The sequence below is a fragment of the Lysobacter sp. TAF61 genome (assembly GCF_052113485.1).
Classification (GTDB): domain Bacteria; phylum Pseudomonadota; class Gammaproteobacteria; order Xanthomonadales; family Xanthomonadaceae; genus Lysobacter_J.
The window spans coordinates 95,263-120,763 of record NZ_JBFRDH010000003.1; the positions used below are offsets into that span (position 1 = coordinate 95,263).

At 66.9% G+C, this 25,501-nt stretch carries 26 protein-coding genes, 1 tRNA gene and 1 pseudogene; 13 read left to right on the plus strand and 15 right to left on the minus strand.

The window, feature by feature from the left end:
- The first annotated feature begins 1 nt into the window (after window position 1).
- The gene (rpmA, locus tag AB4Y64_RS08025) at window positions 2-259 is read left to right on the plus strand and encodes a 50S ribosomal protein L27 (protein WP_441815932.1); all 258 of its coding nucleotides are present in this window, start codon (window positions 2-4) and stop codon (window positions 257-259) included.
- Window positions 260-380: 121 nt separating this feature from the next.
- Window positions 381-1,460, plus strand: coding sequence for a GTPase ObgE (gene obgE, locus AB4Y64_RS08030; protein WP_441815933.1), 1,080 nt, complete (start codon window positions 381-383; stop codon window positions 1,458-1,460).
- 136 nt (window positions 1,461-1,596) lie between these two features.
- Here obgE and rpsT read toward each other — a convergent pair whose 3' ends face one another.
- Window positions 1,597-1,866 (minus strand): 30S ribosomal protein S20, encoded by a 270-nt coding sequence (gene rpsT / locus AB4Y64_RS08035; protein ID WP_137833401.1) that lies wholly within the window; start codon window positions 1,864-1,866, stop codon window positions 1,597-1,599.
- A gap of 104 nt (window positions 1,867-1,970) precedes the next feature.
- On the opposite strand from rpsT, the gene murJ reads away from it, so the two are divergent.
- The 6 genes from murJ to AB4Y64_RS08065 all read left to right on the plus strand — a co-directional run bounded on the left by murJ (window position 1,971) and on the right by AB4Y64_RS08065 (window position 9,103).
- The gene (gene murJ, locus AB4Y64_RS08040) at window positions 1,971-3,596 is read left to right on the plus strand and encodes a murein biosynthesis integral membrane protein MurJ (RefSeq protein WP_441815934.1); all 1,626 of its coding nucleotides are present in this window, start codon (window positions 1,971-1,973) and stop codon (window positions 3,594-3,596) included.
- A 40-nt stretch (window positions 3,597-3,636) separates the two neighbouring features.
- Window positions 3,637-4,578, plus strand: coding sequence for a bifunctional riboflavin kinase/FAD synthetase (locus AB4Y64_RS08045; RefSeq protein WP_441815935.1), 942 nt, complete (start codon window positions 3,637-3,639; stop codon window positions 4,576-4,578).
- Window positions 4,579-4,650: 72 nt separating this feature from the next.
- Window positions 4,651-7,464, plus strand: coding sequence for an isoleucine--tRNA ligase (ileS, locus tag AB4Y64_RS08050; RefSeq protein ID WP_441816323.1), 2,814 nt, complete (start codon window positions 4,651-4,653; stop codon window positions 7,462-7,464).
- The gene (gene lspA, locus AB4Y64_RS08055) at window positions 7,461-7,967 is read left to right on the plus strand and encodes a signal peptidase II (protein ID WP_441816324.1); all 507 of its coding nucleotides are present in this window, start codon (window positions 7,461-7,463) and stop codon (window positions 7,965-7,967) included. Before ileS ends, lspA begins: the two co-directional genes overlap by 4 nt.
- A gap of 28 nt (window positions 7,968-7,995) precedes the next feature.
- Complete coding sequence (gene ispH, locus AB4Y64_RS08060; protein WP_441815936.1) at window positions 7,996-8,946, plus strand: 4-hydroxy-3-methylbut-2-enyl diphosphate reductase; 951 nt, start codon at window positions 7,996-7,998, stop codon at window positions 8,944-8,946.
- 81 nt (window positions 8,947-9,027) lie between these two features.
- Window positions 9,028-9,103: transfer RNA gene (locus tag AB4Y64_RS08065), tRNA-Thr, on the plus strand.
- Window positions 9,104-9,148: 45 nt separating this feature from the next.
- Here AB4Y64_RS08065 and AB4Y64_RS08070 read toward each other — a convergent pair.
- From AB4Y64_RS08070 to AB4Y64_RS08105, 8 genes and pseudogenes are all read right to left on the minus strand, one after another.
- Window positions 9,149-9,289 (minus strand): annotated as a pseudogene (locus AB4Y64_RS08070) (GDCCVxC domain-containing (seleno)protein); the annotation flags it as partial.
- Entirely contained in the window at window positions 9,264-9,659 is a 396-nt protein-coding gene (locus AB4Y64_RS08075; RefSeq protein ID WP_441815937.1) for a hypothetical protein, read from the minus strand. The gene AB4Y64_RS08075 and the pseudogene AB4Y64_RS08070, both read right to left, overlap by 26 nt.
- Window positions 9,652-9,996, minus strand: coding sequence for a heavy-metal-associated domain-containing protein (locus AB4Y64_RS08080; protein ID WP_441815938.1), 345 nt, complete (start codon window positions 9,994-9,996; stop codon window positions 9,652-9,654). Before AB4Y64_RS08080 ends, AB4Y64_RS08075 begins: the two co-directional genes overlap by 8 nt.
- 14 nt (window positions 9,997-10,010) lie before the next feature.
- Window positions 10,011-10,634: a hypothetical protein gene (locus tag AB4Y64_RS08085; protein WP_441815939.1), complete on the minus strand. Its 624-nt coding sequence runs from the start codon at window positions 10,632-10,634 to the stop codon at window positions 10,011-10,013.
- A 100-nt stretch (window positions 10,635-10,734) separates the two neighbouring features.
- On the minus strand, window positions 10,735-11,226 hold the full coding sequence (locus tag AB4Y64_RS08090; RefSeq protein WP_441815940.1) for a hypothetical protein: 492 nt from the start codon (window positions 11,224-11,226) through the stop codon (window positions 10,735-10,737).
- A 26-nt stretch (window positions 11,227-11,252) separates the two neighbouring features.
- Window positions 11,253-11,660 (minus strand): VOC family protein, encoded by a 408-nt coding sequence (locus AB4Y64_RS08095; protein ID WP_441815941.1) that lies wholly within the window; start codon window positions 11,658-11,660, stop codon window positions 11,253-11,255.
- Window positions 11,657-12,094 carry a helix-turn-helix transcriptional regulator gene (locus tag AB4Y64_RS08100; RefSeq protein WP_441815942.1) on the minus strand — a complete coding sequence of 146 codons (438 nt, stop codon included), beginning with the start codon at window positions 12,092-12,094 and terminating at the stop codon, window positions 11,657-11,659. The genes AB4Y64_RS08095 and AB4Y64_RS08100 overlap by 4 nt, the downstream gene beginning before the upstream one ends.
- A 93-nt stretch (window positions 12,095-12,187) precedes the next feature.
- Window positions 12,188-12,598 carry a DCC1-like thiol-disulfide oxidoreductase family protein gene (locus tag AB4Y64_RS08105; RefSeq protein WP_441815943.1) on the minus strand — a complete coding sequence of 137 codons (411 nt, stop codon included), beginning with the start codon at window positions 12,596-12,598 and terminating at the stop codon, window positions 12,188-12,190.
- Window positions 12,599-12,890: 292 nt separating this feature from the next.
- On the opposite strand from AB4Y64_RS08105, the gene paoA reads away from it, so the two are divergent.
- The 5 genes from paoA to radA all read left to right on the plus strand — a co-directional run bounded on the left by paoA (window position 12,891) and on the right by radA (window position 18,620).
- Entirely contained in the window at window positions 12,891-13,523 is a 633-nt protein-coding gene (paoA, locus tag AB4Y64_RS08110) for an aldehyde dehydrogenase iron-sulfur subunit PaoA (RefSeq protein WP_441816325.1), read from the plus strand.
- On the plus strand, window positions 13,520-14,470 hold the full coding sequence (locus AB4Y64_RS08115; protein ID WP_441815944.1) for an FAD binding domain-containing protein: 951 nt from the start codon (window positions 13,520-13,522) through the stop codon (window positions 14,468-14,470). The genes paoA and AB4Y64_RS08115 overlap by 4 nt, the downstream gene beginning before the upstream one ends.
- A gap of 3 nt (window positions 14,471-14,473) precedes the next feature.
- A complete protein-coding gene (gene paoC, locus AB4Y64_RS08120; protein ID WP_441815945.1) occupies window positions 14,474-16,672 on the plus strand; it encodes an aldehyde oxidoreductase molybdenum-binding subunit PaoC in 2,199 nt (732 codons plus the stop codon).
- Between the two features lie 60 nt (window positions 16,673-16,732).
- Window positions 16,733-17,131 carry a hypothetical protein gene (locus AB4Y64_RS08125; RefSeq protein WP_441815946.1) on the plus strand — a complete coding sequence of 133 codons (399 nt, stop codon included), beginning with the start codon at window positions 16,733-16,735 and terminating at the stop codon, window positions 17,129-17,131.
- Between the two features lie 82 nt (window positions 17,132-17,213).
- On the plus strand, window positions 17,214-18,620 hold the full coding sequence (radA, locus tag AB4Y64_RS08130; protein WP_441815947.1) for a DNA repair protein RadA: 1,407 nt from the start codon (window positions 17,214-17,216) through the stop codon (window positions 18,618-18,620).
- A 67-nt stretch (window positions 18,621-18,687) separates the two neighbouring features.
- On the opposite strand, the gene purU is transcribed toward radA, so the two are convergent.
- The 6 genes from purU to AB4Y64_RS08160 all read right to left on the minus strand — a co-directional run bounded on the left by purU (window position 18,688) and on the right by AB4Y64_RS08160 (window position 25,391).
- Window positions 18,688-19,545 carry a formyltetrahydrofolate deformylase gene (gene purU, locus AB4Y64_RS08135; RefSeq protein ID WP_441815948.1) on the minus strand — a complete coding sequence of 286 codons (858 nt, stop codon included), beginning with the start codon at window positions 19,543-19,545 and terminating at the stop codon, window positions 18,688-18,690.
- Window positions 19,546-19,726: 181 nt separating this feature from the next.
- Window positions 19,727-21,304, minus strand: a complete 1,578-nt coding sequence (locus AB4Y64_RS08140) for a DHA2 family efflux MFS transporter permease subunit (protein ID WP_441816326.1) — start codon at window positions 21,302-21,304, stop codon at window positions 19,727-19,729.
- Window positions 21,305-21,338: 34 nt separating this feature from the next.
- Window positions 21,339-22,541, minus strand: coding sequence for an HlyD family secretion protein (locus AB4Y64_RS08145; RefSeq protein ID WP_441815949.1), 1,203 nt, complete (start codon window positions 22,539-22,541; stop codon window positions 21,339-21,341).
- The gene (locus AB4Y64_RS08150) at window positions 22,538-24,052 is read right to left on the minus strand and encodes an efflux transporter outer membrane subunit (RefSeq protein ID WP_441815950.1); all 1,515 of its coding nucleotides are present in this window, start codon (window positions 24,050-24,052) and stop codon (window positions 22,538-22,540) included. The genes AB4Y64_RS08145 and AB4Y64_RS08150 overlap by 4 nt, the downstream gene beginning before the upstream one ends.
- Window positions 24,053-24,054: 2 nt before the next feature.
- Complete coding sequence (locus tag AB4Y64_RS08155) at window positions 24,055-24,510, minus strand: MarR family winged helix-turn-helix transcriptional regulator (protein ID WP_441815951.1); 456 nt, start codon at window positions 24,508-24,510, stop codon at window positions 24,055-24,057.
- Window positions 24,511-24,599: 89 nt separating this feature from the next.
- Window positions 24,600-25,391: a cytochrome C assembly family protein gene (locus tag AB4Y64_RS08160; RefSeq protein WP_441815952.1), complete on the minus strand. Its 792-nt coding sequence runs from the start codon at window positions 25,389-25,391 to the stop codon at window positions 24,600-24,602.
- Between the last annotated feature and the right edge of the window lie 110 nt (window positions 25,392-25,501).

Consider the following 25,501-nt stretch of genomic DNA (forward strand, 5'->3'; position numbering starts at 1 on the left):
CATGGCACACAAAAAGGGCGTAGGTTCCACCCGTAACGGCCGCGACTCCAACCCGAAGTACCTCGGCGTGAAGATGTACGGCGGCCAGGCCATCGAGGCCGGCAACATCATCATCCGCCAGCGCGGCACCCAGTTCCATCCGGGTTCCGGCGTCGGCCTCGGCCGCGATCACACCCTGTTCGCGCTCGTCGATGGCAAGGTCGAGTTCTCGACCAAGGGCCCGAAGAAGCGTCGCACCGTCAGCGTCGTCTCCGCGTAATCGGAATCGAAGCTGCAGCGAGGGGCCCCGCTTCGGCGGGGCTTTTCGTTTGTGATTCACGCCGAGGCGATGGATTCGCATCCGTTCACCCGTTCTACTACTGAAGTAATTCAACGCTCCCATGAAACTCGTCGACGAAGCCGAAATCCAGGTCAGCGCAGGCAACGGCGGCAATGGCTGCGTTGGCTTCCGCCGTGAGAAGTTCATTCCGCTCGGTGGCCCCGATGGCGGCGACGGCGGCGATGGCGGCAGCGTCTGGCTGGTGGCCGACGAAAACCTCAACACCCTGGTCGACTTCCGCCATCAGCGCCAGTTCCGCGCCAAGCGCGGCGAGAACGGCATGGGCCGGCAGATGTACGGCAAGGCCGGCGAGGACCTGATCATCACCGTGCCGGTCGGCACCGTGATCACCAACGTCGGCACCGATGAAGTCATCGGTGACCTGACCCGGCACGGCGATCGCCTGCTTGTCGCCATGGGCGGCAAGGGTGGCCTGGGCAACATGCATTTCAAGAGCTCGGTCAACCGCTCGCCGCGCAAGGCGCTGCCGGGTTTGCCGGGCGAGGAGCGCGAGCTCAAGCTGGAACTGAAGCTGCTCGCCGACGTTGGCCTGCTTGGTTTCCCCAATGCCGGCAAGAGCACGCTGATCCGCGCGGTGTCGGCAGCGACGCCGAAGGTGGCGGACTATCCGTTCACCACGCTCTATCCGAACCTGGGTGTCGTCAGCGTCGAAGCGCATCGCAGCTTCGTCATCGCCGACATCCCCGGCCTGATCGAAGGCGCGGCCGACGGTGCCGGCCTGGGCGCGCAGTTCCTGCGCCATCTGCAGCGCACGCGTTTGCTGCTGCACCTGGTCGACATGGCGCCGATGTCATTCGATGAAGGCGACGACAGCGAACTGATGAGCCCGGCCGAGCAGGTGCGCGCGATCGAGCGCGAGCTGGCCAAGCACGACCCCGAGCTGCTCGACAAACCGCGCTGGCTGGTGCTCAACAAGGCCGACCTGCTGCTGGAAGAAGAACAGCAGGCCGTCGCCAAGGGGATCATCGAAGAACTGGGCTGGAAGGATCGCTGGTACATGGTCTCGGCGATCGGCCGCGAGGGCACCTTCCCGATCATGAAGGACGTGATGGCCTTCTTCGACCGCCAGCGCGACGAGGCGCTGGAGGCGGCGCAGGCGGCAGGCCCGCATGCTCCGTAAGCCTGTTGCGCAGGCAACAAAAAACCCGGCATCGGCCGGGTTTTTGTTTTGCGCTGCCGGCGGTAAGGCCGGGCAGTGCGGCGAACTTGGCATTGACCACAACCTCGGCGCCGGCGATGCCGGCGCGTCGGTCGTATCAGGCAGCCTTGAGCGCCTTGATGCGGGCGTTCAGGCGAGCCTTGTGACGGGCAGCCTTGTTCTTGTGGATGAGACCACGCGAGCTGAAGCGATCGAGGATCGGCTGTGCGACTGCGAAGGCGGTCTCGGCGCCGGCGGCGTCGTTCTCGCCCAGGGCCTTGAGCACCTTCTTCACAGCGGTACGCAGCATCGAACGCTGGCTGGCGTTGCGGGCATTGCGGACGACGGTCTGCTTGGCGCGCTTTTTGGCGGACTTGATGTTTGCCACGGCGAATTCCTGGAAACTGGTAAGAGAAAAATGAGATTGCGGAAAATCAGACCGGAAAGTATGGAGTATTCAGTGGCTTGCGTCAACAGCAGGGGGAAGGGCCGATGAGTGGGGGCCTGTTGCGCTCTACAACCGTTTTCAGCGCGATGACGTTCATCTCGCGGCTCTCGGGGCTGGTGCGGGACCAGATCTACGCGGCGGTGTTCGGGGCCAGTCCGGCCATGGACGCCTTCGTGGTGGCCTTCCGGATCCCCAATTTCATGCGGCGGCTGTCGGCCGAGGGCTCGTTCTCGATGGCCTTCGTGCCGGTCCTGGCCGAGTACAAGGCCAAGCACGACGAGGCCGCGGTCAAGGAGCTGATCGACCGGGTCGCCGGCACCCTGACCGCAGCCCTGCTGGTGATCACGGCCCTGGCGGTGATCTTCGCGCCGGTGGTGATGCGCCTGTTCGCGCCCGGCTTCGAGCCCGGCAGCGCCCAGAGCGAGCTGGCCGAACTGATGCTGCGGATCACCTTCCCGTATGCCTTGTTCATCTCGCTGGCATCGTTCGTCGGCGGCATCCTCAACAGCTACCAGCGCTTCGCCATCCCGGCGCTGTCGCCGGTGCTGCTGAACATCTCGATGATCCTGGCCGCGCTGTGCCTGGCACCGCAGCTCAAGGAGTGGGGCTACGAGCCGGTGCTGGCGCTGGCCTGGGGCGTGTTCGCCGCGGGCGTGGCGCAGCTGGTGTTCCAGTTGCCGTCGCTGGCGCGGATCGGGCTGTTGCCGCGACCGCGCTGGGGCGGGGACCACGGCGGCGTGCGCAAGATCATGAAGCTGATGGTGCCGACCCTGTTCGGTTCCTCGGTGGCGCAGGTGAACCTGCTGCTCAACACCGTCATGGCCTCGTTCCTGATCAGCGGCAGCGTGACCTGGCTGTACTACACCGACCGCCTGCTGGAGTTCCCGCTGGGCATGTTCGGCGTCGCGATCGGTACGGTGATCCTGCCGCACCTGTCGGCGCGCCATGCCGACACCGACCCGAAGGGCTTCTCGCGCGGCCTGGACTGGGGTTTCCGACTTTGCATGATGATCGGCGTGCCGGCCTGCATCGGCCTGGTGCTGTGCGCCAAGCCGCTGATCGCCGCGCTGTTCCAGCACGGTCACTTCAGCGCCGAGGACACGCGGATGGCGCAGCTGAGCCTGATCGCCCAGTCCACCGCGGTGCCCGCGTTCCTGCTGGTGAAGGTGCTGGCGCCGGGCTTCTATTCGCGCCAGGACACCAGGACGCCGGTGAAGTCGGCGGTGGTATCGGTGGCGGTGAACGTGCTGATGACCGTCGCGCTGATGACGGGGCTGCTGTTCCTGACCGATGCCGGCACCGCGGCGCGGGCGCAGTCGACCGGGCTGCTCGATGCCCTGGGCCGCATCCCCGGCGCACATGCGCTGCTGGCACTGGCGATCGCGATTGCCGGCTGGACCAACGCCCTGCAGCTGTGGTGGTACCTCAGCCGCGCCAAGGTGTACGAGATGCAGCCGGGCTGGCGTCGTTTCCTGCGCCAGATTGCGGTGGCCAGCGTCGCGATGACAGCCGTGCTGCTGGCCATCCTGTGGGCTTGGCAAGGCTGGTCCGAATGGCCCTGGTGGGAGCGGGTGTGGAAGCTGGGCGTGCTGGTCGGCGCCGGCGGCATCTCCTACGGCGCTGTGCTGTGGCTGCAGGGCATCCGTCCGCGCGACCTGCGCGGGCATTGAGGGCAATGAAAATCCCTTGCCCCGGCTATACTTAATGGCAATGAGCAGGCTTTTTCGTGACGTCGAGGGCGGGCCCCGGTGCCCGCACGGCAGTGTGGTCTGCATCGGCGCATTCGACGGCCTGCACCTCGGGCATCAGGCGCTGGTGCGCCACACGGTCGCCCGTGCCCGCGCGCTGGGCGTGGAAGCGGTGGTCCTGAGCTTCGAGCCGCTGCCGCGCGAGTTCTTTGCCCCGGCCGCGCCGCCGCCGCGGCTGCTGCTGACCCATGCGAAGGCCGAACGCCTGTTCGGCCTGGGCGCGGACCAGCTTGGCCTGCTGCGCTTCGATCGCCGCTTCAGCAGCATGTCGGCCGAGGACTTCGTCCGCACCGTGCTGATGGGCCGTCTTTGCGCACGCGAAGTCTGGGTCGGGCCGGAGTTCCGGTTCGGCAAGGGCCGCGGTGGCGACATCGCGCTGCTGCAGCGGATGGGCGCCGCGCATGGTTTCAGCGCCGGCGAGATCGAGCCGTTCCTGCTCGATGGCGAGCGCGTCTCGAGCACGAAGATCCGCGAGGCGCTGCTCGGCGGCGACTTCGACACGGCCGCGGAATTTCTCGGTCGGCCCTATGCGATCGACGGCCATGTCGTTCCCGGCAAGCGCCTCGGGCGCACGCTCGGCTTTCCTACCGCCAACCTGCGTTTCGCCGGCAAGACGCCCGCGCTGTCGGGCATCTACGCGACCTGGGTGCATGGCGTGGGCGACAAGCCCCACGCCTCCGTGTCGAGCCTGGGCACGCGACCGACCGTGGCCGGCGTGGAGCCGCTGCTGGAAGCGCACTTGTTCGATTTCAACGGCGACCTCTACGGTCGTCGTATCGAAGTGGAGTTCGTCGCCAAGTTGCGCGACGAACTGAAGTTTTCCGATCTGCCGGCATTGACCGCGCAGATGCATCGCGACGCCGAACAGGCGCGCGCCATCCTTTCGCAAGAAGTTTTCGCCTGAGCGCACGCTGTGACCAATAACGACACCAACCAGTACAAAGCCACCCTGCATCTTCCGGCGACGGACTTCCCGATGCGCGGCGACCTGCCCAAGCGCGAGCCGGAAACCCTGGCGCGCTGGGAAAGCGAGGGCCTGTACCAGCGAATCCGCGAGAAGGTCGGCAAGCGCGAGCGCAGCTTCGTACTGCACGACGGCCCGCCGTACGCCAACGGCGCGATCCACCTCGGTCACGCGGTCAACAAGGTGCTCAAGGACGTAGTGGTGAAGTCCAAGCTGCTCGCCGGCTTCGATGCGCCGTACGTGCCCGGTTGGGACTGCCATGGCCTGCCGATCGAACACCAGGTCGAGAAGAAGTTCGGCAAGGTCGGAGACAAGATCGACGCCAGCGAATTCCGCCAGAAGTGCCGCGAGTACGCCGCCGAGCAGATCGACCTGCAGCGCACCGACTTCAAGCGCCTGGGCGTGCTCGGCGACTGGGAGAACCCGTACCGGACGATGGATTTCCGCTACGAGGCCGACATCATCCGTTCGCTGGCGAAGATCGTCGAGCGCGGTCACCTTGTGCGCGGCGCGAAGCCGGTGCACTGGTGCTTCGATTGCGGTTCGGCACTGGCCGAAGCGGAGATCGAGTACGCCGACAAGCAATCGTGGGCCATCGACGTCGCCTACGACGCGATCGATCCCAACGCACTGGCGGCGCTGTTTGGCGCCACCGTCGAGGACGGCGTGCGCGTGGCGATGCCGATCTGGACCACCACGCCGTGGACGCTGCCGGCAAGCCTTGCGGTGAGCGTCGGCCCCGAACTCGAATATGTGCTGGTCGAAGGCCCGCGCATTGCCGATGGCGGTCGCCGCCTGCTGGTGGTGGCCGAGGCGCTGGCCGGCAAGGCGTTGTCGCGCTATGGCATCGAGGACGTGCAGGTGCTGGGTCGCGCCCTTGGCAACGACCTCGACAGCCAGTTGTTGCAGCATCCGTTCTATGCCGATCGCCAGATCCCGGTGCTGGTCGGTGACCATGTTTCGGCCGAAGACGGTACCGGCATCGTCCATACCGCCCCGGGCCACGGCCAGGAAGACTATGCGGTCGGCCTGAAGTACGGCCTGATGGACCGCTACAGCGCGGGCCAGATCAATCCGGTCGACGGCCGCGGCCTGTACCTGCCGTCGACGCCGCCGGCGGACGGCACGACGCTGGCCGGCCTGCACATCTGGAAGGCCGAACAGCCGATCCTCGACGTGATCGGCGCCAGCGGCCACCTGCTGTTCGCCCACCGCATCACCCACAGCTACCCGCATTGCTGGCGCCACAAGACGCCGGTGGTGTTCCGCGCGACGCCGCAATGGTTCATCTCGATGGAACAGGCCGGCCTGCGCCGCGACAGCCTGGCCGAGATCGGCAAGGTTGGCTGGGTGCCGGAGTGGGGCGAGGCACGCATCTACAACATGATCGAAGGCCGCCCGGACTGGACGATCTCGCGCCAGCGCTACTGGGGCGTGCCGATCGCGCTGTTCTTCAATCGCGAGACCGGTGAGCCGCATCCGCGTTCGCCCGAACTCATGCGCAAGGTGGCCGAGCGCGTCGAGCTCGAAGGCGCCGATGCCTGGTACGCGATGACCGCCGAGGAACTGATTGGCGACGAAGCCGCGGACTACGAGAAGGTCACCGACATCCTCGACGTCTGGTTCGACTCCGGCGTCAGTCACGAGTGCGTGCTCGCGCAGCGTCCGCAGGACGGCCTGCACAAGCCCGCGGATCTCTATCTGGAAGGCTCGGACCAGCACCGCGGCTGGTTCCACAGCTCGCTGCTGACCGGCGTGGCGATGGACGGCGTGGCCCCGTACCGGCAGGTCCTCACGCACGGCTTCACCGTGGATGCGCAGGGCAAGAAGATGTCAAAGTCGCTGCAGAACACGCTGGCGCCGCAGAAGGTCATCGACCAGATGGGCGCCGACGTGCTGCGCATGTGGATCGCCTCGACCGACTACCGCAACGAGATGTCGGTCTCCGACGACATCCTCAAGCGCAATGCCGACGTATACCGCCGCATCCGCAACACCGCGCGTTTCCTGCTGGCCAACCTCAGCGGCTTCGACCCGGCCGTGCACCTGCGTCCGCTGGGCGACATGGTCGCTCTCGACCGCTGGATCGTGCACCGCGCCGCCGAACTGCAGGACCGCATCGTCAGCGCCTACGAGCGCTACGACTTCGCCGAGATCGTGCAGGCGCTGTCGAACTTCTGCAGCGTCGACCTGGGTTCGCTGTACCTCGACGTGACCAAGGACCGCCTCTACACGATGCCGGAGGACTCGCGCGGCCGCCGTTCGGCGCAGAGCGCGATGTACCGCATCGCCGAAGGCTTCGTGCGCTGGATCGCGCCGATCCTGGCCTTCACCGCCGACGAGATGTGGCGCCACCTGCCGGCGGTCACCGACAAGGGCCCGCGCGAAGGCAACGTGCTGTTCACCACCTGGTACGACGGGCTGGCCGTGCTCGGAGACGATTCGATGCTGTCGGTGCAGGACTTCGATCGCCTGCTGGCACTGCGCGAGGAGGTCAGCAAGACCCTCGAGCCGATGCGTGCCGCCGGTGAGATCGGCGCCGCATTGGAAGCCGAGATCGCCCTGCGTGCCGGCGTCGCCGACCAGAACTGGCTGGCGCAGTTCAGCGACGAGCTGCGCTTCCTGTTCATCAGCGGCGACGTCGAAGTGGTGGCCGACGATGGCATCAAGGACATCGCCGTGCTCGCCACGCCGACGACGAAAACCAAGTGCGTGCGCTGCTGGCAGTACCGCGCCGACATCGGCAGCGATGCCGCCCATCCCGATCTTTGCGGACGCTGCGTGGTGAACATCAGCGGCGCCGGCGAACACCGGGAGTGGTTCTGATGACGCCGGTTCGCCCGAATGCGCTGCCGTGGCTGGTGCTGTCGGTGCTGGTCATCGTCCTCGACCAGCTGACCAAATGGTGGGTGCTGACCTCGCTGCCCGAGTACACCGCGATCCCGGTGATCGATGGCTTCTGGAACTGGTACCGCACCTACAACACCGGCGCGGCATTCAGCTTCCTGAGCGATGCCGGCGGCTGGCAGAAGTACGTGTTCGTGGTGCTGGCGGTGGCGATCAGCGGCCTGCTCGGCGCATGGCTGGCGCGGACCCCGCGCAGCGACTGGAAGAGCGCCCTGCCGTACTCGCTGGTGATCGGTGGCGCCCTTGGCAATGTCATCGACCGGCTGCTGCATGGCCATGTCGTCGACTTCATCCAGTGGCACTGGCAGGACCACTATTGGCCGGCGTTCAACATCGCCGATTCGGCCATCGTGGCCGGAGCGGTCGGCATCGCCCTGTTCGGCCTGCTGGCGGGCAACAAGCCGCAGCCGGCCACGAAGTAGCCCGGCAACGGCGGAGTACAATGGCGCCATGGACGTCCTGCTAGCCAATCCCCGCGGTTTCTGCGCCGGTGTCGATCGCGCGATCGAGATCGTCAAGCGCGCGATCGAAACGCTCGGTGCGCCGATCTACGTGCGCCATGAAGTGGTGCACAACCGGTTCGTGGTCGATGACCTCAAGCACCGTGGCGCGATCTTCGTCGAGGAACTCGACGAAGTGCCCGATGGCGCAACCGTGATCTTCAGCGCCCACGGCGTATCCAAGGCCGTGCGCGAGGAAGCGCAGCGACGCGACCTCAAGGTGTTCGACGCGACCTGTCCGCTGGTGACCAAGGTCCACCTTGAAGTGGCCCGCCACTGCCGCGCCGGCCGCGACGTGGTGCTGATCGGCCACGAAGGCCACCCGGAAGTCGAAGGCACCATGGGCCAGTGGAAGCGCGAGGCCGGCTCGGGAAAAATCTATCTCGTCGAGGACAGCGACGACGTCGCCGCCCTGCAGATCGACCAGCCGCTCAATGTCGCCTACACCACCCAGACCACGCTGTCGGTGGACGACACCCGCAGCGTGATCGAGGCCCTGCGCACCAAGTATCCGGCCATGCAGGGTCCGAAGAACGACGACATCTGCTACGCCACCCAGAACCGCCAGGACGCCGTGCGCGAGTTGGCCGCAAGGTGCGACCTGGTGCTGGTTGTCGGCTCGATCAACAGCTCCAACTCCAACCGTTTGCGCGAGCTGGCCGAACGTGAAGGCGTTCCGGCCTACCTGATCGACGGCGCCATCGAGATCAACCCCGCCTGGGTCGAGGGCCGCAAGCGCATTGGCGTGACCGCCGGCGCCTCGGCGCCGGAAGTGCTGGTGCGTGGTGTGATCGAGCGCCTGCGCGAACTGGGCGCGCTGCATGTCAGCGAGCTCGACGGCGAGCCCGAGGACATGGTGTTTGCCCTGCCGAAGGAGCTCAGGCTGCAGCTTGTAGATTGACCGGCAAGTGGCCTAGCGCCTAGAATTCCCGCCTCGCGGACGTTTCCGCAGCCGGCCTTCCGGGGCCCGGCCGACAGACCCGCCGGAATAGCTCAGTTGGTAGAGCGGCGCATTCGTAATGCGTAGGTCGTAGGTTCGATTCCTATTTCCGGCACCAATGAAATCAAGGGCTTGCAAGGCTTTTGCCTTGCAGGCCCTTTTTTTACCTGCAGCATCCCCGTCCTTGTTGGACCGGCGGACACGGCACCGTCCCGTACGAGCAGAACACGCAGCAATCGCCTTGCTTCGGGCTGAGCATCGCGCCGCAGCCGGTGCACTCATGGAAGAACTGGCACGCCGAACGCGAACGTCGCACCGAGGAGCATGCAGATCAGCGCAAGCCACCACAGTGCGATGCTGGCCCTCCGCAGCCGCGTACAGGCACGGGCCAGGGCGGGGTCGCTCGGGCAGGGCAGCCGTCGTGCCCGGTACAACATCATTCCCGACAGCGCGAGCATCGCCGACGCGAGGCCAAACACACCTGCCTTGTGCTCGGAGAGCCAGATCAGTTGAGGCACCGCGGTCACGAGACCCGCCAGGGCAGCGCCCGCCCCCAATGCAACCATCACCGCGGGCAGGACGCAGCACACCAGCGTGCCGCTGCTGGCGAGAAGGGTTAGTAGCGCCACCCCTAGATTGCGTTTCAGGGGCGCCTGCGCGTGGCCGTCAATCATGGCCCTTGACCCGTTGGCGAATGGCGTCGAGGGACTCGTCGGTGCGGCGAATGGCCACCACCGTATAGCCCGAGTCAGTGATGGCCTTGCGCAGCGCAGCGTCATCGATATCGCTGCCGTCTTTGAGATGCACGGCGACGATGCGGTGCTCCAGGCTGACAAACACCGCGTCGGTTGCAGGGAATGCCTTGAGCGATTTCTCGATGCCCTGCGCGCAGAACGCACATACCAGCCCGTTGACATCCATTTCGATGGTGGCGGCGGACGCGAGGGAAGAGGCGGCCAGTAATACAGCGGAGGCCATCAGCTTGAAGCTATTGGACTTGAAGAGGTTCATGGAGATTGTGTCCGTCAGAAGTTGAACATGGCCATTGCCTGGACCTTGCCGTCTGTCGTGGCGCCGAGCTCTACCCAGGTGCCGCCCTTGAAGAACCGGACGAGCAGGGCGGTTTCGGTGCCATCGAACAGTCCGCCGGTATAGCGGCGGCCTTGGATGACGAACCAGGTCGCAAGCGTGTTGTAGTCGTGCTTGTACGGCGCCCAGCCGAGCTGGAGGGTGTCGATCCGATGCGAGAAGTCATCGCTTTCCTGAAGGTCCGACCGGAATGCGCCGTAGACGCGCCGCGTCTCGTAGTCGGCCTGGAAACCCGCATTGCGCGCAAGATCGCTGCCTTCGAAGTCATTGCCCGTCGCGCGGCCGAGGCCGCCCCAGACAAAGACGTTCGCCTGGGCGGCCGGCATGTTCCAGCGCTTGGCGAGCAGGTTCCCGCGCAGGTAAGTGATTTGCCGTTGCTTGCTGCCGTCCTCGCTCTTGAGTTCCAGCCAGCCACCACCGGCGGAGTACCAATAGCGCGGGGCGTAGAACAACTGCGCTTCGTTCATGGTGCCGGCGCCGTACTCGACCATCACCGTCGTACCTTTTGCGAAGGCAATGGGCTTTGCCACCGCCGCCAGAGGCAGCAGCCCGAGCAGCATGAAAGCTGCCCACTGTTTGAATGTGTCCACGTGCATGTCTCCGTGATGCCGCGCAAGGCGGCATGGGGGCGCGGATGCGCCCGCTCTTGCTACGGAGGGGTCAGGCGATGGGTGGCCTGAAGGGCGTCTCGATCATGCCCCTGGGCACCGGTGGCCGGCGCCACGGCGGGGTCACGATGGCAGGCGGGATGCTGGCGACCAGGCGGGGCAGCTCGGGCAGGCATCCCGTGCCCAGACATGCGGAGAAGTCGCAGGTGTGCGAATCGCAGCAGTCGCAGGGCGGTTGTCCGGCGGACGGTGAGCGCATGGCGTCGCAAGGCGCGTTGTGATCCATGGCATCCGCGGTGCCCGCGGCCACTGCCATCGCGTCGAAGACCGCCCGTGCCGGGGCAGCGATTCCGGGAATAGCCAGGAACGCCACCAGGAGCAGATGCAGTACGACGCGATAGGGCGGCCGCCAGGTCATGTCCGATAGTGTAATCCCATCGTGCCGCCTGGGTTCCGCCTTCTCATCGCCAAGGGAAACGCCGTGATGCCTGGCGGGACGTGCCATGCCGGCATGATGCGCCTTGGCCCCCTGGTCGTTACTCATCGCGCCAAGGGGGCCCAGCAGCGCGACTAGCGCCGCGACTCGATCATCTTCCAGCCATTGCCGGACGGGTCGCGGAAGTTGGCGTCGACGTTGCCGTAGCGTTCCTCGGGAGGCTGCGTGAACTCCACGCCGTTGGCGCGCATGCGCTCGTAGGTTGCCCGGCAGTCGTCGACGTTGAGCACCAGCGGCGGCATGGCGCCTTTCGCCACGACCTCGCGCACGGTCTGCGCGGTGGATTCGTCGAGCACCGGCGCCTGCGGCTTGAACAGCCCGAGCTGGAACGACGGCTGGTCCGGATGCTGCACCGTCAGCCAGCGGTAGTCGCCGTTGCGCGCGTCGGTGTGGACGCGGAATCCGAGCTTGTCGACATAGAACGCAAGCGCTTCGTCCTGATCGCGGACGTACAACCCAACCAGACCAATACCCTGACTCATGGAACCTCCTGTTCAACGTTGTTGGAATCGAGTGCTTTTGTAGCATCCGACTCCTGGCGTCGCTTCTCCGAAACTGCGGTAGTGAGGTCGGGGCGGTGCGCGGCGCTGACATAGCAGGCGGGCACCAGGTCCAGTGCATGCTGGGCCGAGCGTTCACGCGCACGCAGTTCGCCCGGGCTCTCGCCGGTCACGTCGCGGAAGGTCCGGCCGAAGGTGCCCAGGCTGTTCCAGCCCGTCTGCAGCGCGATGTCGAGGATGGGGAGGTCGGTGTCGCGCAGCAGCGCCTTGGCGCGTTCGATCCGGCGCGTGAGCAGGTAACGGTGGGGCGGTACGCCGAACGCTTCCTTGAACGACCGGGCGAAATGCGCCTCGGAAACGGCACTCACGCTTGCCAGTCGCCGCACCGGCCACTCCTCCTGCGATGCGGCATCCATCCGGTCCTTCGCCCGCAACAGGCGCCGCAGCAGTTCGGGGTCCTGGCCTTGCTTGCCGGTGGTCCGTGTTCCCATGTCGATGCGATTCCGCCTCTAGCGCGAGGTTGTCTTGAGGTTCTCGATGTAGCCGATCCCCATGATCTTGAGGATCACGTTGCGCAGGGCCTTGCCGGCGGGGTAGAAGAACTCCGCGCGCCCGCGGCCACCGAAGAACAGATAGTTGATGCGGTTGAACAGGCCCGAAGGCGTGCTGAGCAGGGTCAGCATGCGGATGGCCTCGGGTCCGTAATAGAGGACGCCCTCGAACTTGACCACCATGCCCTGGTCGATGTCCAGGCCGGCGGCGGTGATCTCGTCCATCAGCGCGCCAGGCTGGCGGGCATCGACCAGATGCAGTTCGCCCACCGCATCGCGGATGCGTGCGTAGCGGCAGTAGGTATTGCAGACGGGGCACTCACCGTCGTAGACCAGCCAGACCTCGCCCGTCTTCCTTGCATCGCTCATGTGCCTCTCCCCTGGGGTTGATATGAGGTTACAGTCTGGCCGACCAGAACGCTGGCCACGCTGCACGGCTTCCTGACGACGTTCTGCCCGGCCGGCGGTCCGCTCACGCGGGAGCGCGGCGGCGGCCAAGGCCAAGGCCAAGGCCAAGGGTAGGGGGGCACGCTGTTGGCGGGTGTTTGCAGTCCCTGCACCGTTCCTTCACCAGTGGTCGCTTCTAGTGTCTGACTGACGAGCGCGCCCGCGCGCTGCAAGACTTCGCAAACGCCCATCGAGAGGCAGGACCGTGGACAGGATCCGCAACCTACCCATCACGCGGCGCGACCTGCTGAAGGCGGGCGTGACCTCTGCCACGGCCATTGCCGTGCCGTCGTTCGCGGCGCAGGCAAGTGCAGGGCCTCCAGGAGCGCCACCGGTGTTGAGCAAGGTGAAGCTGCAAGTGAACGGCAAGGCGCACGAGCTCGAACTCGACACGCGCACCACGCTGCTCGACGCATTGCGCGAGCACCTCCACCTCACCGGCACCAAGAAGGGCTGCGACCACGGCCAGTGCGGCGCCTGCACGGTCATCGTCGACGGCCGCCGCATCAATGCCTGCCTCACGCTGGCCGTGATGCACGAGGGCGATCGCATCACCACGATCGAAGGCCTCGGCACGCCTGACGACCTGCATCCGATGCAGGCCGCCTTCGTCAGGCACGACGGCTACCAGTGCGGCTACTGCACGCCCGGGCAGATCTGTTCGGCGGTGGCGATGCTCGAAGAGGTCAAGGCCGGCATTCCGAGCCTGGTCAGCGCCGACCTGACCGCGCGACCGCGCCTGGGCAGCGAGGAAATCCGCGAGCGCATGAGCGGCAACATCTGCCGTTGCGGTGCGTACTCCAATATCGTCGATGCCATTACCGACGTTGCCGGGAGGTCGGCATGAAGGCCTTCGGCTATGAGCGCGCGAAGTCGCCCGCCGAGGCGGCGGCTGCCGTTGCGCGCACGCCCGGCGCGAAGTTCATCGCCGGCGGAACCAATCTGCTCGACCTGATGAAGCTCGAGATCGAAACGCCCAGCCATCTGATCGATGTCAACGGGCTGGCGCTGGACCGGATCGAGAAGACCGGCGACGGTGGCCTGCGCATCGGAGCGCTGGTGCGCAACACCGACCTGGCTGCCGACGCGCGCGTGCGCCGTGATTATGCAGTGCTGTCGCGGGCGCTGCTCGCCGGTGCATCCGGGCAACTGCGCAACAAGGCGACCACCGCAGGAAACCTGCTGCAGCGCACGCGTTGCCCGTATTTCTACGACAGCAACCAGCCGTGCAACAAGCGCCTGCCGGGCAGCGGTTGCGCGGCGCTGGAAGGGTTCAGCCGCCCGCACGCGGTGATCGCGGCCAGCCAGGCGTGCATTGCCACGCATCCCAGCGACATGGCCGTGGCGATGCGCGCACTCGACGGCGTGGTGGAGACAGTGCGCGCCGACGGCTCGACCCGCAGCATTGCCCTGGACGATCTTTACCGCGCGCCCGGCACCACGCCGCACCTGGAGACGGTGCTCGACAAGGGCGAACTGATCACCGCGGTGACGCTGCCCGAACCCATTGGCGGGACGCAGCTCTACCGCAAGGTTCGCGATCGTGCCTCCTATGCGTTCGCGCTGGTGTCGGTCGCTGCAGTCATACAGCGCGACGGCAGCGGCCGCGTCGCCATGGGCGGCGTCGCGCCCAGGCCGTGGCGGGTGGAGGCGGCGGAAGCCGAGCTCCCGCGCGGCGCCAAGGCCGTCGCCGACCGCATGTTCGCAGATGCCAAACCGACCGCGCAGAACGCGTTCAAGACCGTCCTGGCCCAGCGCACGCTCAGTGCGGTGCTGGTCGAGGCGAAGGGATAGGCCATGAAGTTCGATACCCCTGCAGGCACCAATCCGATCGATCAGCTCAAGGTCGTCGGGCAGCCACTCGATCGCATCGACGGTCCGCGCAAGACCACCGGCACGGCCACCTACGCGCACGAGTGGCACGACGCCTTTCCCGCGCCGGCGTATGGCTATGTGGTGGGCGCCGGCATCGCCAAGGGCCGTATCGCGTCCATGGACGTGACTGCCGCGGAGCAGGCGCCGGGTGTGCTGGCCGTCGTCACCGCTGCAAATGCCGGCCCGCTGACCAAGGGCGATTTCAATACCGCCAAGCTGCTTGGTGGTCCGGACATCCAGCACTATCACCAGGCGATAGCTGTTGTCGTGGCCGGGACGTTCGAGCAGGCGCGTGCTGCGGCGCAGCTGGTGCGCGTGCAGTACGACCGCGGCCGCGGCGCCTTCGACCTGCATCAGGCCAAGGCCGGTGCGCAGGTGCCCAAGGATCCCAAGCCCGATTCCGCGGTGGGCGATTTCGACGGCGCCTTTGCCAAGGCGCCGGTCAAGCTCGACGAGACCTACACCACGCCTGACCAGTCGCACGCGATGATGGAACCGCACGCGTCGATTGCCGCCTGGGACGGCGACAAGCTCACCGTGTGGACTTCCAACCAGATGATCAACTGGGGCCGCGGCGACGTCGCCAAGACGCTTGGCATCCCGCGCGAGAACGTGCGGCTGATCTCGCCGTACATCGGTGGCGGCTTCGGCGGCAAGCTGTTCGTGCGTTGCGACGCGGTGCTGGCCGCACTGGGTGCGCGCGCCTGCGGCAAGCCGGTGAAGATCGCGCTGCCGCGGCCATTGATGGCCAACAACACCACTCATCGCCCGGCCACCATCCAGCGCATCCGGATCGGCGCCAGTCGCGACGGCAAGATCAGCGCGATCGGCCACGAAAGCTGGTCCGGCGACCTTCCCGGCGGCGGTCCGGAAACCGCGATCCAGCAGACAAGGCTGTTGTATGCCGGGCCGAACCGCATGACGCGGACGCGACTGGCCGTGCTCGACCTGCCCGAAGGCAATGCCATGCGCGCGCCGGGCGAGGCACCGGGCCTGATGGCGCTGGAGATCGCAATGGACGAGATGGCGGAGAAGCTCGGGCTCGACCCGATCGAATTCCGCATCCTCAATGACACCCAGGTCGATCCGGAGAACCCGAAGCGTCCGTTCTCCCAGCGCCAGCTCAACGAGTGCCTGCGCCAGGGTGCGGAGCGGTTCGGCTGGGACCGTCGCGCCAAGGTGCCGGGCAGTCAGCGAGATGGGCGCTGGCTGGTAGGTATCGGTGTCGCCGCGGGTTTCCGCAACAACCTGACCATGAAATCGGCGGCGCGCGTGCGCCTGGACAGCAAGGGCGTGGTCACGGTCGAGACCGACATGACCGACATCGGCACCGGCAGCTACACGGTCATAGCGCAGACCGCCGCGGAGATGATGGGCGTGCCGCTCGATCGTGTGGTGGTGCGCCTGGGCGACTCCTCCTTCCCGGTGTCGGCCGGCTCCGGCGGCCAATGGGGCGCCAACAGTTCGACCGCCGGCGTCTATGCCGCCTGCCAGAAGCTGCGCGAGGCCATCGCCGGCAAGCTCGGCTTCAGCCTCGACGAGGCGACGTTCGCCGATGGCCGCATCCACGTCGGCACCCGCGATATTCCGTTGGCGCAGGCGGGCGAGGGTGGCGACCTGGTGGCAGAGGACGTGATGGAGTTTGGCGACCTGGGCAAGAAGTACCAGCAGTCGACCTTCGCTGCCCACTTCGCCGAGGTCGGTGTCGACATCGCCACCGGCGAAACCCGGGTGCGGCGCATGCTGGCCGTGTGCGCGGCCGGGCGCATCCTCAATCCGAAGTCCGCGCGCAGCCAGGTGATCGGTGCGATGACCATGGGACTCGGCGCGGCGCTGTCGGAGGAACTGGTGGTCGACAAGCGCCTGGGCTTCTTCGTCAATCACGACCTGGCCGGCTATGAGGTGCCGGTGAATGCCGACGTGCCGCACCAGGAAGTGATCTTCCTCGACGAGACCGATCCGATGTCGTCGCCGATGAAGGCCAAGGGCGTGGGCGAGCTCGGCATCTGCGGAGTCAGTGCCGCCATTGCCAACGCGATCCACAATGCCACCGGCATCCGCGTGCGCGACTACCCGATCACGCTAGACAAGCTGCTCGCCCAGCTGCCGGAACTGGCCTAGATTGCGTTTACAGCGACAGGCATCGCAGTTCCGCAGGCGTGAGCAAGGCCTGAACGCCCATTGAGCATGAACGTTTCATCAATCGGCAATCTGGATTTCACGAATTGTTATCCGATCACTCGCCACCATGCCGCCTGTTTTTCCAGAAGAGGCGTCGACAAGGTGTTGACCATGCGGATGGATGTTTTCGTGGTGGGGAAGGATGAAGGCTTCGTGGTCGCGCCCTGCGGTGCGCCGTTGCCCGACGATGAGATGGCGGTGCTGGGCGACCTGCGCTTTGGCTGGACGCTCGACAGTGCGTCGGCCGCGCCACGCCTGGACTGGCAGGGCATCGTCAAGGACATCGATGCGCGCGGCTACAGCATCGTGCCGCAGGGCGACGTCGATGGGCTGCTGGGTGCGCCGCAGCGGGAGCTGAGCGCGTTCTACCCCGAATATCACCTCCGCTTCGCCGCTTAGCCCCCAGGGTCTGTCCCGCCAGTCTCGCCTGACGCGACGGCGCCCCGTACAGTGGCAGCACGTTTCCCATGCGTCGCCCGCCATGCCCAAGCCTGCTGCCAAACCCGCGTCCAAGTCCCGCACCGCCTATGTCTGCTCCGAGTGCGGGGCCGACTTCACCAAATGGCAGGGGCAATGCGGCGAGTGCGGCGGCTGGAACACGCTGAGCGAGTTCGTCGTCGAGCCGGCCGCCAAGGCCGGCGCCAGCGTCGCCGCGAGCCGGCGCAGCAGCTGGGCCGGTCGCGCCGATGCACCGGCGGTGACGCCGCTGAGCGACGTTCGCCATAGCGAGGAAGATCGCGTCAGCACCGGTATCGGCGAGTTCGACCGCGTGCTTGGCGGCGGCATGGTGCATGGCTCGGTCGTGCTGGTCGGCGGCGATCCGGGCATCGGCAAGTCGACCCTGCTTTTGCAGGCGATCAGCAAGATGGCCGGCACCTTGCCCGGTTTGTACGTCACGGGCGAAGAGTCGCTGGCGCAGGTGGCCGGCCGCGCCGCGCGCCTGGGCGTCCCCGTCGATGGCGTGCATGCGCTGGCCGAAACCGGCGTCGAGCGCGTGCTCGAACACGCAGTGAGGATGCGCCCGGGCCTGATCGTGGCCGACTCGGTGCAGACGCTGTGGACCGAAGAACTCAGCGCCGCGCCCGGCTCGGTGAGCCAGGTGCGCGAAAGCGCGGCGCGGCTGGTGCGCTATGCGAAAGAGACGGGCACCGCGGTATTCCTGGTCGGCCACGTCACCAAGGAAGGCGGCATCGCCGGCCCGCGTGTGCTCGAACACATGGTCGATGCGGTGCTCTACTTCGAGGGCGAGAGCGGCAGCCGTTTCCGCGTGCTGCGCGCCTTCAAGAACCGCTTCGGCGCGGTAAATGAACTGGGCGTGTTCGTGATGGGCGACAAGGGCCTGCGCGAAGTCCCCAATCCTTCTGCGATCTTCCTTTCCGGCAGCAATGGCCCGCAGCCCGGCAGCTGCGTGATGGTCACGCGCGAGGGCACGCGGCCGCTGCTGGTCGAAGTGCAGGCGCTGGTCGATGCCTCGCCGCTGTCCAATCCGCGCCGCGTCGCGGTGGGCATGGAGGGCAATCGCCTGGCGATGCTGCTGGCGGTGTTGCATCGCCATGGCGGCGTCGGTGTCGGCGACCAGGACGTGTTCGTCAATATCGTCGGCGGCATCCGCGTGCAGGAGACCGCGGCCGACCTGCCGGTGCTGCTGGCGGTGCTGTCCTCGCTGCGCGACCGGCCGCTGGCCGACCAGACCGTCGCCTTCGGCGAGGTCGGCCTGTCGGGCGAGATCCGGCCGGTGCCCAATGGCGAAGAGCGCCTGAAAGAGGCGGCCACGCACGGCTTCAAGCGCGCGATCGTGCCCAAGTCGAATGCGCCAAAGGGCGGCCGGGTCGGCGATATGGAAGTGATCGCGGTGGAGCGATTGGCGGACGCGCTCGAACAGGCGTGACATGACTCCCCGCGCGTCCTCCGCGCGTCCCCCGCGTCCCCCCTGCATCACCCGCGCGCCCTGTCGCCTACACCGCGAACACCACCGTGCGGTGGCCGTTGAGCAGGATCCGATCGTCCAGCCAGTAGCGAAGCGCCTGCGCCAGCACGCGGCGTTCGATGTCGCGACCGATGCGGATCAGGTCCTGCGGCGTGTCGTGATGGCTGACGCGCTGGGTGTCCTGCTCGATGATCGGCCCCTCGTCGAGGTCGGCGGTGATGAAGTGGGCGGTGGCGCCAATCAGCTTGACCCCGCGCGCGTGCGCCGCGTGATACGGACGCGCGCCCTTGAAACCGGGCAGGAACGAGTGGTGGATGTTGATGCAACGCCCCGCCAGCCGTGTCGCCAGCGATTCCGACAGCACCTGCATGTAGCGCGCCAGCACCACCAGCTCGGTGCCGGTGCGTTCGATCAGCGCAAGCAGTTCGGCTTCCTGCTCCTGCTTGCGCCCCTTGGCGACCGGCAGATAGTGGAAACCGATCCCGTCCAGGTCGAGGAACTGGTAGGTCTCACGCGGGTGGTTGGAGACCACGCCGGTGATTTCCATCGGCAATTCGCCGATGCGCCAGCGGTACAGCACGTCGGCCAGGCAATGGTCGAACTTCGAGGCCAGCAGCATCACCCGCCGCGGCACGCTGCGATCGCGCAGTGACCAGCGCATGCCGAAGCCTTCAGCCAGCGTGGCGAAGGTCTCGCGCGTTGCCGCGATGGCATCGGCGTCGAGCGCGAACACCGTGCGCATGAAGAAACGATCGGTTTCCAGGTCGTTGTATTGCTGCGCATCGAGGATGTTGCCGTCGAAGCGGAGCAGGTGCCCGGTCACGGCGTTGACGATGCCGGGACGGTCGGGGCAGGAGAGAGTGAGGACGTAGTGGGAGGTGGGCATTGCGGCATCGCTTGGGGTTTCAAGCGATACAACGGGGTTTGCCCCTCTCCCTGGCCGCCTTCGCGGCCTGTCCCTCCCCCACGAGGGGGGAGGGCATGTCTTTCCTTCTCCCTTCGCGCTGGCGCGAGGGCCGGGGCGCGAAGCGAGGTGCCCACAGGGCGGATGAGGGGCGCTCTTGCCTCTAGTGCCCGCCAGCCGCCGCCCCGCCACCCAGCTTCGCCGCAAACGGTGGCTTGGCGAACCAGACGAAGATGATCACCACCAGGAACAGGATTCCCAGCAGGTGGAAGATCTCGTTGAAGCCGATCTGCACCGCCTGCTGCGAAATCATCTGGTTCAGCGCCACCGCGCCGCGCTGTGGGTCGCCCTGGCCCAGCGCCGTCACCGTCTGCTGCATCGCCGGGTCGTAGGCGCTGATGCTCTCGGTCAGGCGTGCGTGGTGGATCGTACTTCGCTGGTTCCAGGCCCACGTCGTCAGCGAGGCGGCGAAACTGCCGCCCAGTGTGCGCACGAACGTGGCCAGGCCGGACCCGGCCGCAATCTCGTGCGGTTCCAGGTCCGACAGCAGGATCGTCAGCACCGGCATGAAGAACAGCGCCACGCCCAGGCCTTGCCACAGCTGCACCTCGGCGACGCGTTCAAAGTCGACGTCGAGATTGAAGCCGGCGCGGATGAAGCTGGTGCTGGCCATCACGATGAAGGCGAACGTGGCGAGGATGCGCAGGTCGAACTTCTGCGCGTACTTGCCCACCAGTGGCGTCAGCAACACCGGCAGGATGCCGATCGGCGCGCTGGCATAGCCGGCCCAGATCGGCGTGTAGCCCAGGTTGCGCTGCAGCCACAGCGGTACCAGCAAACCGACGCTGAAGAACGCCGAGTACGCCATCACCATTGCCAGCGTGCCGCTGGCGAAATTGCGGTGGCGGAACAGCCGCAGGTTGACGATCGGGTCCTTCTCGGTCAGCTCCCAGATCACGAACACGACCAGCGCAACGGCGGCAACAATGGCCAGCCAGACGATCTTGGTCGAGTTGAACCAGTCCTCGTCGTTGCCCAGGTCGAGCACGATCTGCAGCGCGCCGACGCCGAGCACCAGCATCGCCAGGCCCATGTAATCCATCTTCGGCTTCTCGTGCCTTTCCGGACGACCCTTGAGCTGCCGGCCGACGACGATGCTGGAGAAGATGCCGATGGGAATGTTGATGAAGAAGATCCATTCCCAGCTGTAGTTGTCGGTGATCCAGCCACCCAGGATCGGGCCCGCAATGGGCGCTACCACCGTCACCATCGCCAGCAGGGCGATGGCCTGGCCGCGTTTGTGCGGTGGATAGATCGAGATCAGCAGCGCCTGCGTCACCGGGTACATCGGGCCGGCGACGAAGCCCTGCAGCGCACGCGCCGCTACCAGCAGGCCCATGCTGTTGGCCAGGCCGCACAGCAGCGATGCGATCACGAATGCCAGCGTGGCCCAGGTGAACAGCGTGCGCTCGCCGAACCGGCGCGTCATGAAGCCGGTCAGCGGGAGCGCGATCGCGTTGCTGACCGCGAACGACGTGATCACCCACGTCGCCTGGTTGGCGCTGGCGCCGAGGTTGCCGGAGATGGTCGGCAGCGAGACGTTGGCGATGGTGGTGTCGAGCACCTGCATGAACGACGCCAGCGCAAGGCCAATCGTCGTCAACGCCATGTTGGGTGGGCGGAATGCCGCCGCCGCGGGAGCGGGCGGCGGCGTCACCGGCAAGCCGGCGTTCTCTTCCATTTCGGCAGTGGTGGACATGGCGTGCTCAGGTGGCTCAGTCGCGCGCCGCGGTCGGCAGGTTCTGCTTGATGATCTTGCCGATCAGCGCGTTGGCGTCGTTAAGCTGCTCTTCGTAGGCTGCGGTGGTGAACAGCGTCTTGTTGCTCTTGCGGGCGTCGGCAAGGACCGCGCCCTCCTGGTCACGCACGGTCACGTCGACGTGCATGCTCAGGCCCAGGCGCAGCGGATGCTCGGCGAGCTGGCGCGGTTCGATCTCGATGCGCACCGGTACGCGCTGCACGATCTTGATCCAGTTGCCGCTGGCGTTCTGCGCCGGCAGCAGCGAGAACGCGCTGCCGGTGCCCATGCCGAGACTGGCGACCTTGCCGTCGTATTCGACGCCGCTGCCGTACAGGTCGGCATGCACCTTCACCGGCTGGCCGATGCGCATGCGCGAGAGCTGGGTTTCCTTGAAGTTGGCTTCGACCCAGATCTGCTCAAGCGGCACGATCGTCATCAGCGTCGTACCCGGCTGCACGCGCTGGCCGAGCTGGACCTGGCGCTTGGCCACGTAGCCCGACACCGGTGCGACGATCGCGGTGCGCTGCAGGTTGAGGTACGCCTGGCGCAGCTGCGAGGCAGCTGCCTCGACCTGCGGCTGGCTGCTGACCGTGGTCGAATCGACCAGGGCGCGGTTGCGCGACAGGTTGCCGTTGATCGAGCGCATGCCGGCTTCGAGCACGGCCAGTTCGTTGCGGGCGTGGGCGAGTTCTTCGGCCGAGACCGCGCCGTTGCCGACCAGGCCTTCGCGACGCTTGAGGTCGGCGCGTGCGCGCTCGACCGACGCCTGGCGTGCAGCCAGATCGGCGGCGCCGGCATCGACCGCGCTGTACAGGCCGCGCACCTGGCGCACAGTGTTGGCGAGGTTGGCCACCGACTGGTCGAAGGCCACGCGTGCATCGTTCGGATCCAGGTGCACCAGCGCCTGGCCGGCGACCACCTTCATGCCGTCGTCGGCGTCTATGCCGACCACGGTGCCCATGGTCTGCGGCACGATGCTGACGACATTGCCCTGCGCGTACGCGTCATCGGTGTCCTCGTGCCAGCGACCGACCAGCAGGTACCAGGTGGTCCAGGCCAGTCCGGCGAGCACGACCACGGCGAGCAGGATCAACAGCGCGCGCTTGCGCTTGCCATTGGACTTGGGCGCGGCGCCGGCCTTGGCGGTGGGAGCGTTGGGATTGGGTTCGGTGGTCATGGCGTGGGGGCCTTGGCGATATCGTGATTGGAGTCGTTGTTGCTGTCGGGTGCGTTCAGTGCGAGACCGCCGCCGAGGGCGCGGTCAAGGTCGATCGATGCGGCCAGGCGCTGGGCGTTGAGCACCGTCAGGATGCGATCGGCTTCAAGCAGCGGACGCTGCGCGGCCAGCACATCCAGCTGCGTGCCAAGACCGGCGCGGTAACGCGAGGTGGCGATCTGCCAGGCGTCCTGGGCTGCGTCGCGCGCCTGCGTGGCCGAGACGATCTGGCCGTCGAGCGAGCGCGCCGCATGCAGCGCATCGGCGACTTCGCGCAGCGCGCCGACCAGGGTCTGGTTGTAGCTGGCCACGGCGAGGTCGTAGTCGGCATCGCTGCGCGCGAGCTGGTTGCGCAGGCGGCCGCCATCGAAGATCGGCAGTGTCAGTGCAGGACCGCCGCCGTAGATCAGTGCATCGCTGGAGAACAGGTCACCGAGATTGCCGGCGGCAACGCCGGCGATCGCGACCAGGTTGACGGTCGGGTAGAACGCCGCCTTGCTGGCCTTGATGCCCTGCTGCGACGCTTCCACGCGCCAACGCGCGGCAACGACGTCGGGGCGGTGACCGAGCAGTTCGCTCGGCACCACCGACGGCACGCGCGGCGATGCGGCGCTGAGCAGGCCAGGCTGGGTAATGTCGCGGCCGCGGTCCGGGCCCTTGCCAAGCAGTGCGGCCAGGGCGTTGCGACTGATCTCGATCTCGTGTTCGCTGGCCTGGATCTGCTGCTGCGCGCTGGCCACGGCGCTTTCCGCCTGGCGGATCTGCAACTGGTTGTCGAGGCCGGCGGCAACGCGCTGGCGGCCCAGGTCGAGCAACTGCGAGGCCCGCTGCTGGTCGGCGACCGCGACATCGTGCGCGGAAAACGCCTGCGCCAGCGCGACATAGGTGCGGGCGATGCCCGTCGACAGCGTCAGGCGCGCGGCTTGTGCGTCGACTTCGGCGGCGCGGGCCTGGCCCACGGCGGACTGCCAGCGCGCCCGCTCACCGCCCCACAAGTCGAAGGTGTAATGGAACGAGAGGTTGAGCACCTCCACGCCCTGGTAGCTGCCGCCAATCGGCGGCGGCGCAAGCGTCTCGGGCAACTGCACGCCCGAGTACTGGGCCGCGGCGCCCAGCGTCGGCTTGCGTGCCGCATCGGCGAGACCGGCCTGGGCCACGGCCTGGCGCACGCGCGCATCGGCGGCGTCGAGGCTCGGCGTGCCGGCCAGCGCTTCGCTGATCAATGCATTGAGCTGGGCATCACCGAGCGAGGTCCACCAGTCCTGCGCCGGGAAGGCGGCATCGGAGGCGGCGGCGTCCGACAGGCTGCGCTGCGCCTGCAGGCTGTCGGCATCGAGCGGCTTGCCCTCGGGGGAGAGCCCGCGCGAACTCGCGCAGCCTGCCAGGAGGACGGCGATGGCCAAAGCAGAGAGGATCGGTGCTGACAGAACGGGCTGCAGCCCGCGATGCGGGCGGGGGGCTTGGAATGTCATGGTCAGGTGTCTGAAAAGGAAAGGTTGTCGCGGACCTGCTCGAGCATCCGCGTCAGAAGTTCGCGCTGGGCCGCGTCCATGCCCTGCATGGCGCGATCGAGCACTCGCTGGCCGCATTGGTTGACGTCCAGCCACATGGCCTGGCCGGCCGGCGTCAGGTGGATGTTGATGCCGCGGCGGTCGGCGGGGTCGGCCGTGCGGGCAACGATTCCGCGTGCCTCGAGCTTGTCCAGCAGGCGCGTCATCGCACCGGGGTTGAGTTCGGCGAAGCGGGCGAGGTCGGTCACGCCGGCCGGCCCGCTGGAGAGCATCTTCAGGCTGATGTACTGGCTGAAGGTCAGCTCATGGCCGGCGTCCGCCAGTTCGTGCTCCATCCGCGCCCACATGGCGTCGCGGACTTGCCTGAACAGCAGGCCGAGCGAGGATCCGCTGCAGGCAGTGACGGGTAGCGTTTTCATGGGACGAAATTTTCTTCGCCCGGGCAATAGTTGTCAATGCAAATATTGTTGCAGCAATGGAACGCCGGGTTGCGCCAGCTGAACAGGGTTCAGGCTGGGCGGCCGAGGACCAGCTCGAGGACGAACTTGCTGCCGAAGAAGGCCAGGACCAGCAGGCCCATGGCCGTCAGGGTCCAACGCACGGCAGTGCCGCCGCGCCAGCCGTAGCGCCAGCGGCCCAGCAACAGGCCGCCGAAGACGAGCCAGGACAGCACGCTCAGGACGGTCTTGTGGACCAGGTGCTGGGCGAACAGGCTCTCGACGAACAGCACGCCGGTCAGCAGGGTGGCCGTGAGCAGGGCGAAGCCGACCGCGATCGTGCGGAACAGCAGGGTCTCCAGCTCCACCAGCGGCGGCAGGGCGCGCAGCCACTGATGGAACTCGCGACGGCGCAGTGCGCGTTCCTGCAACCACAGCATCACCGCCAGCAACGCGGCGATGGCCAGGGTGGCGTAAGCGAGCAGGGCGAACCAGGCGTGCAGCTGCAGGCGCCAGTCGAGGCGTTCGGCGATCACATGGCCATGGTGCTGGTAACCGTAGAGCGTGAGCGCGGCCAGCGGGAACACGATCACCCCGAGCGCGGCCATGCGCCCACCACCGCCCACCAGCGCCGTCAGTGCCGCCATTCCCAGGCCGACCAGCGACAGCGCCGCATAGAAGTGCAGGTCGGCGCCACCGGCCTGGTGCCAGGCCAACAGGTGGGCGAGGGCATGCAGCAGCACGCCGGCCCACGCCGGCAGCAGCCACAGCCGCGACGAGCGGGGAGGCTGTTGCCGCACCCCGGTGACGAGCATTGCGGTGGCCAGCAGGTACAGCGCGATGGCGATGAGAACGATTGTCATCGCCGCAGTGTCGCATAGCCGCGAGACGAACCGCAGTGACCGCCGTCGGCTCCTGTCTGGCCTGTGCACGGGGGGCTATACTTCGCGCCCCGCTTTTGTTCCTTTTCCGC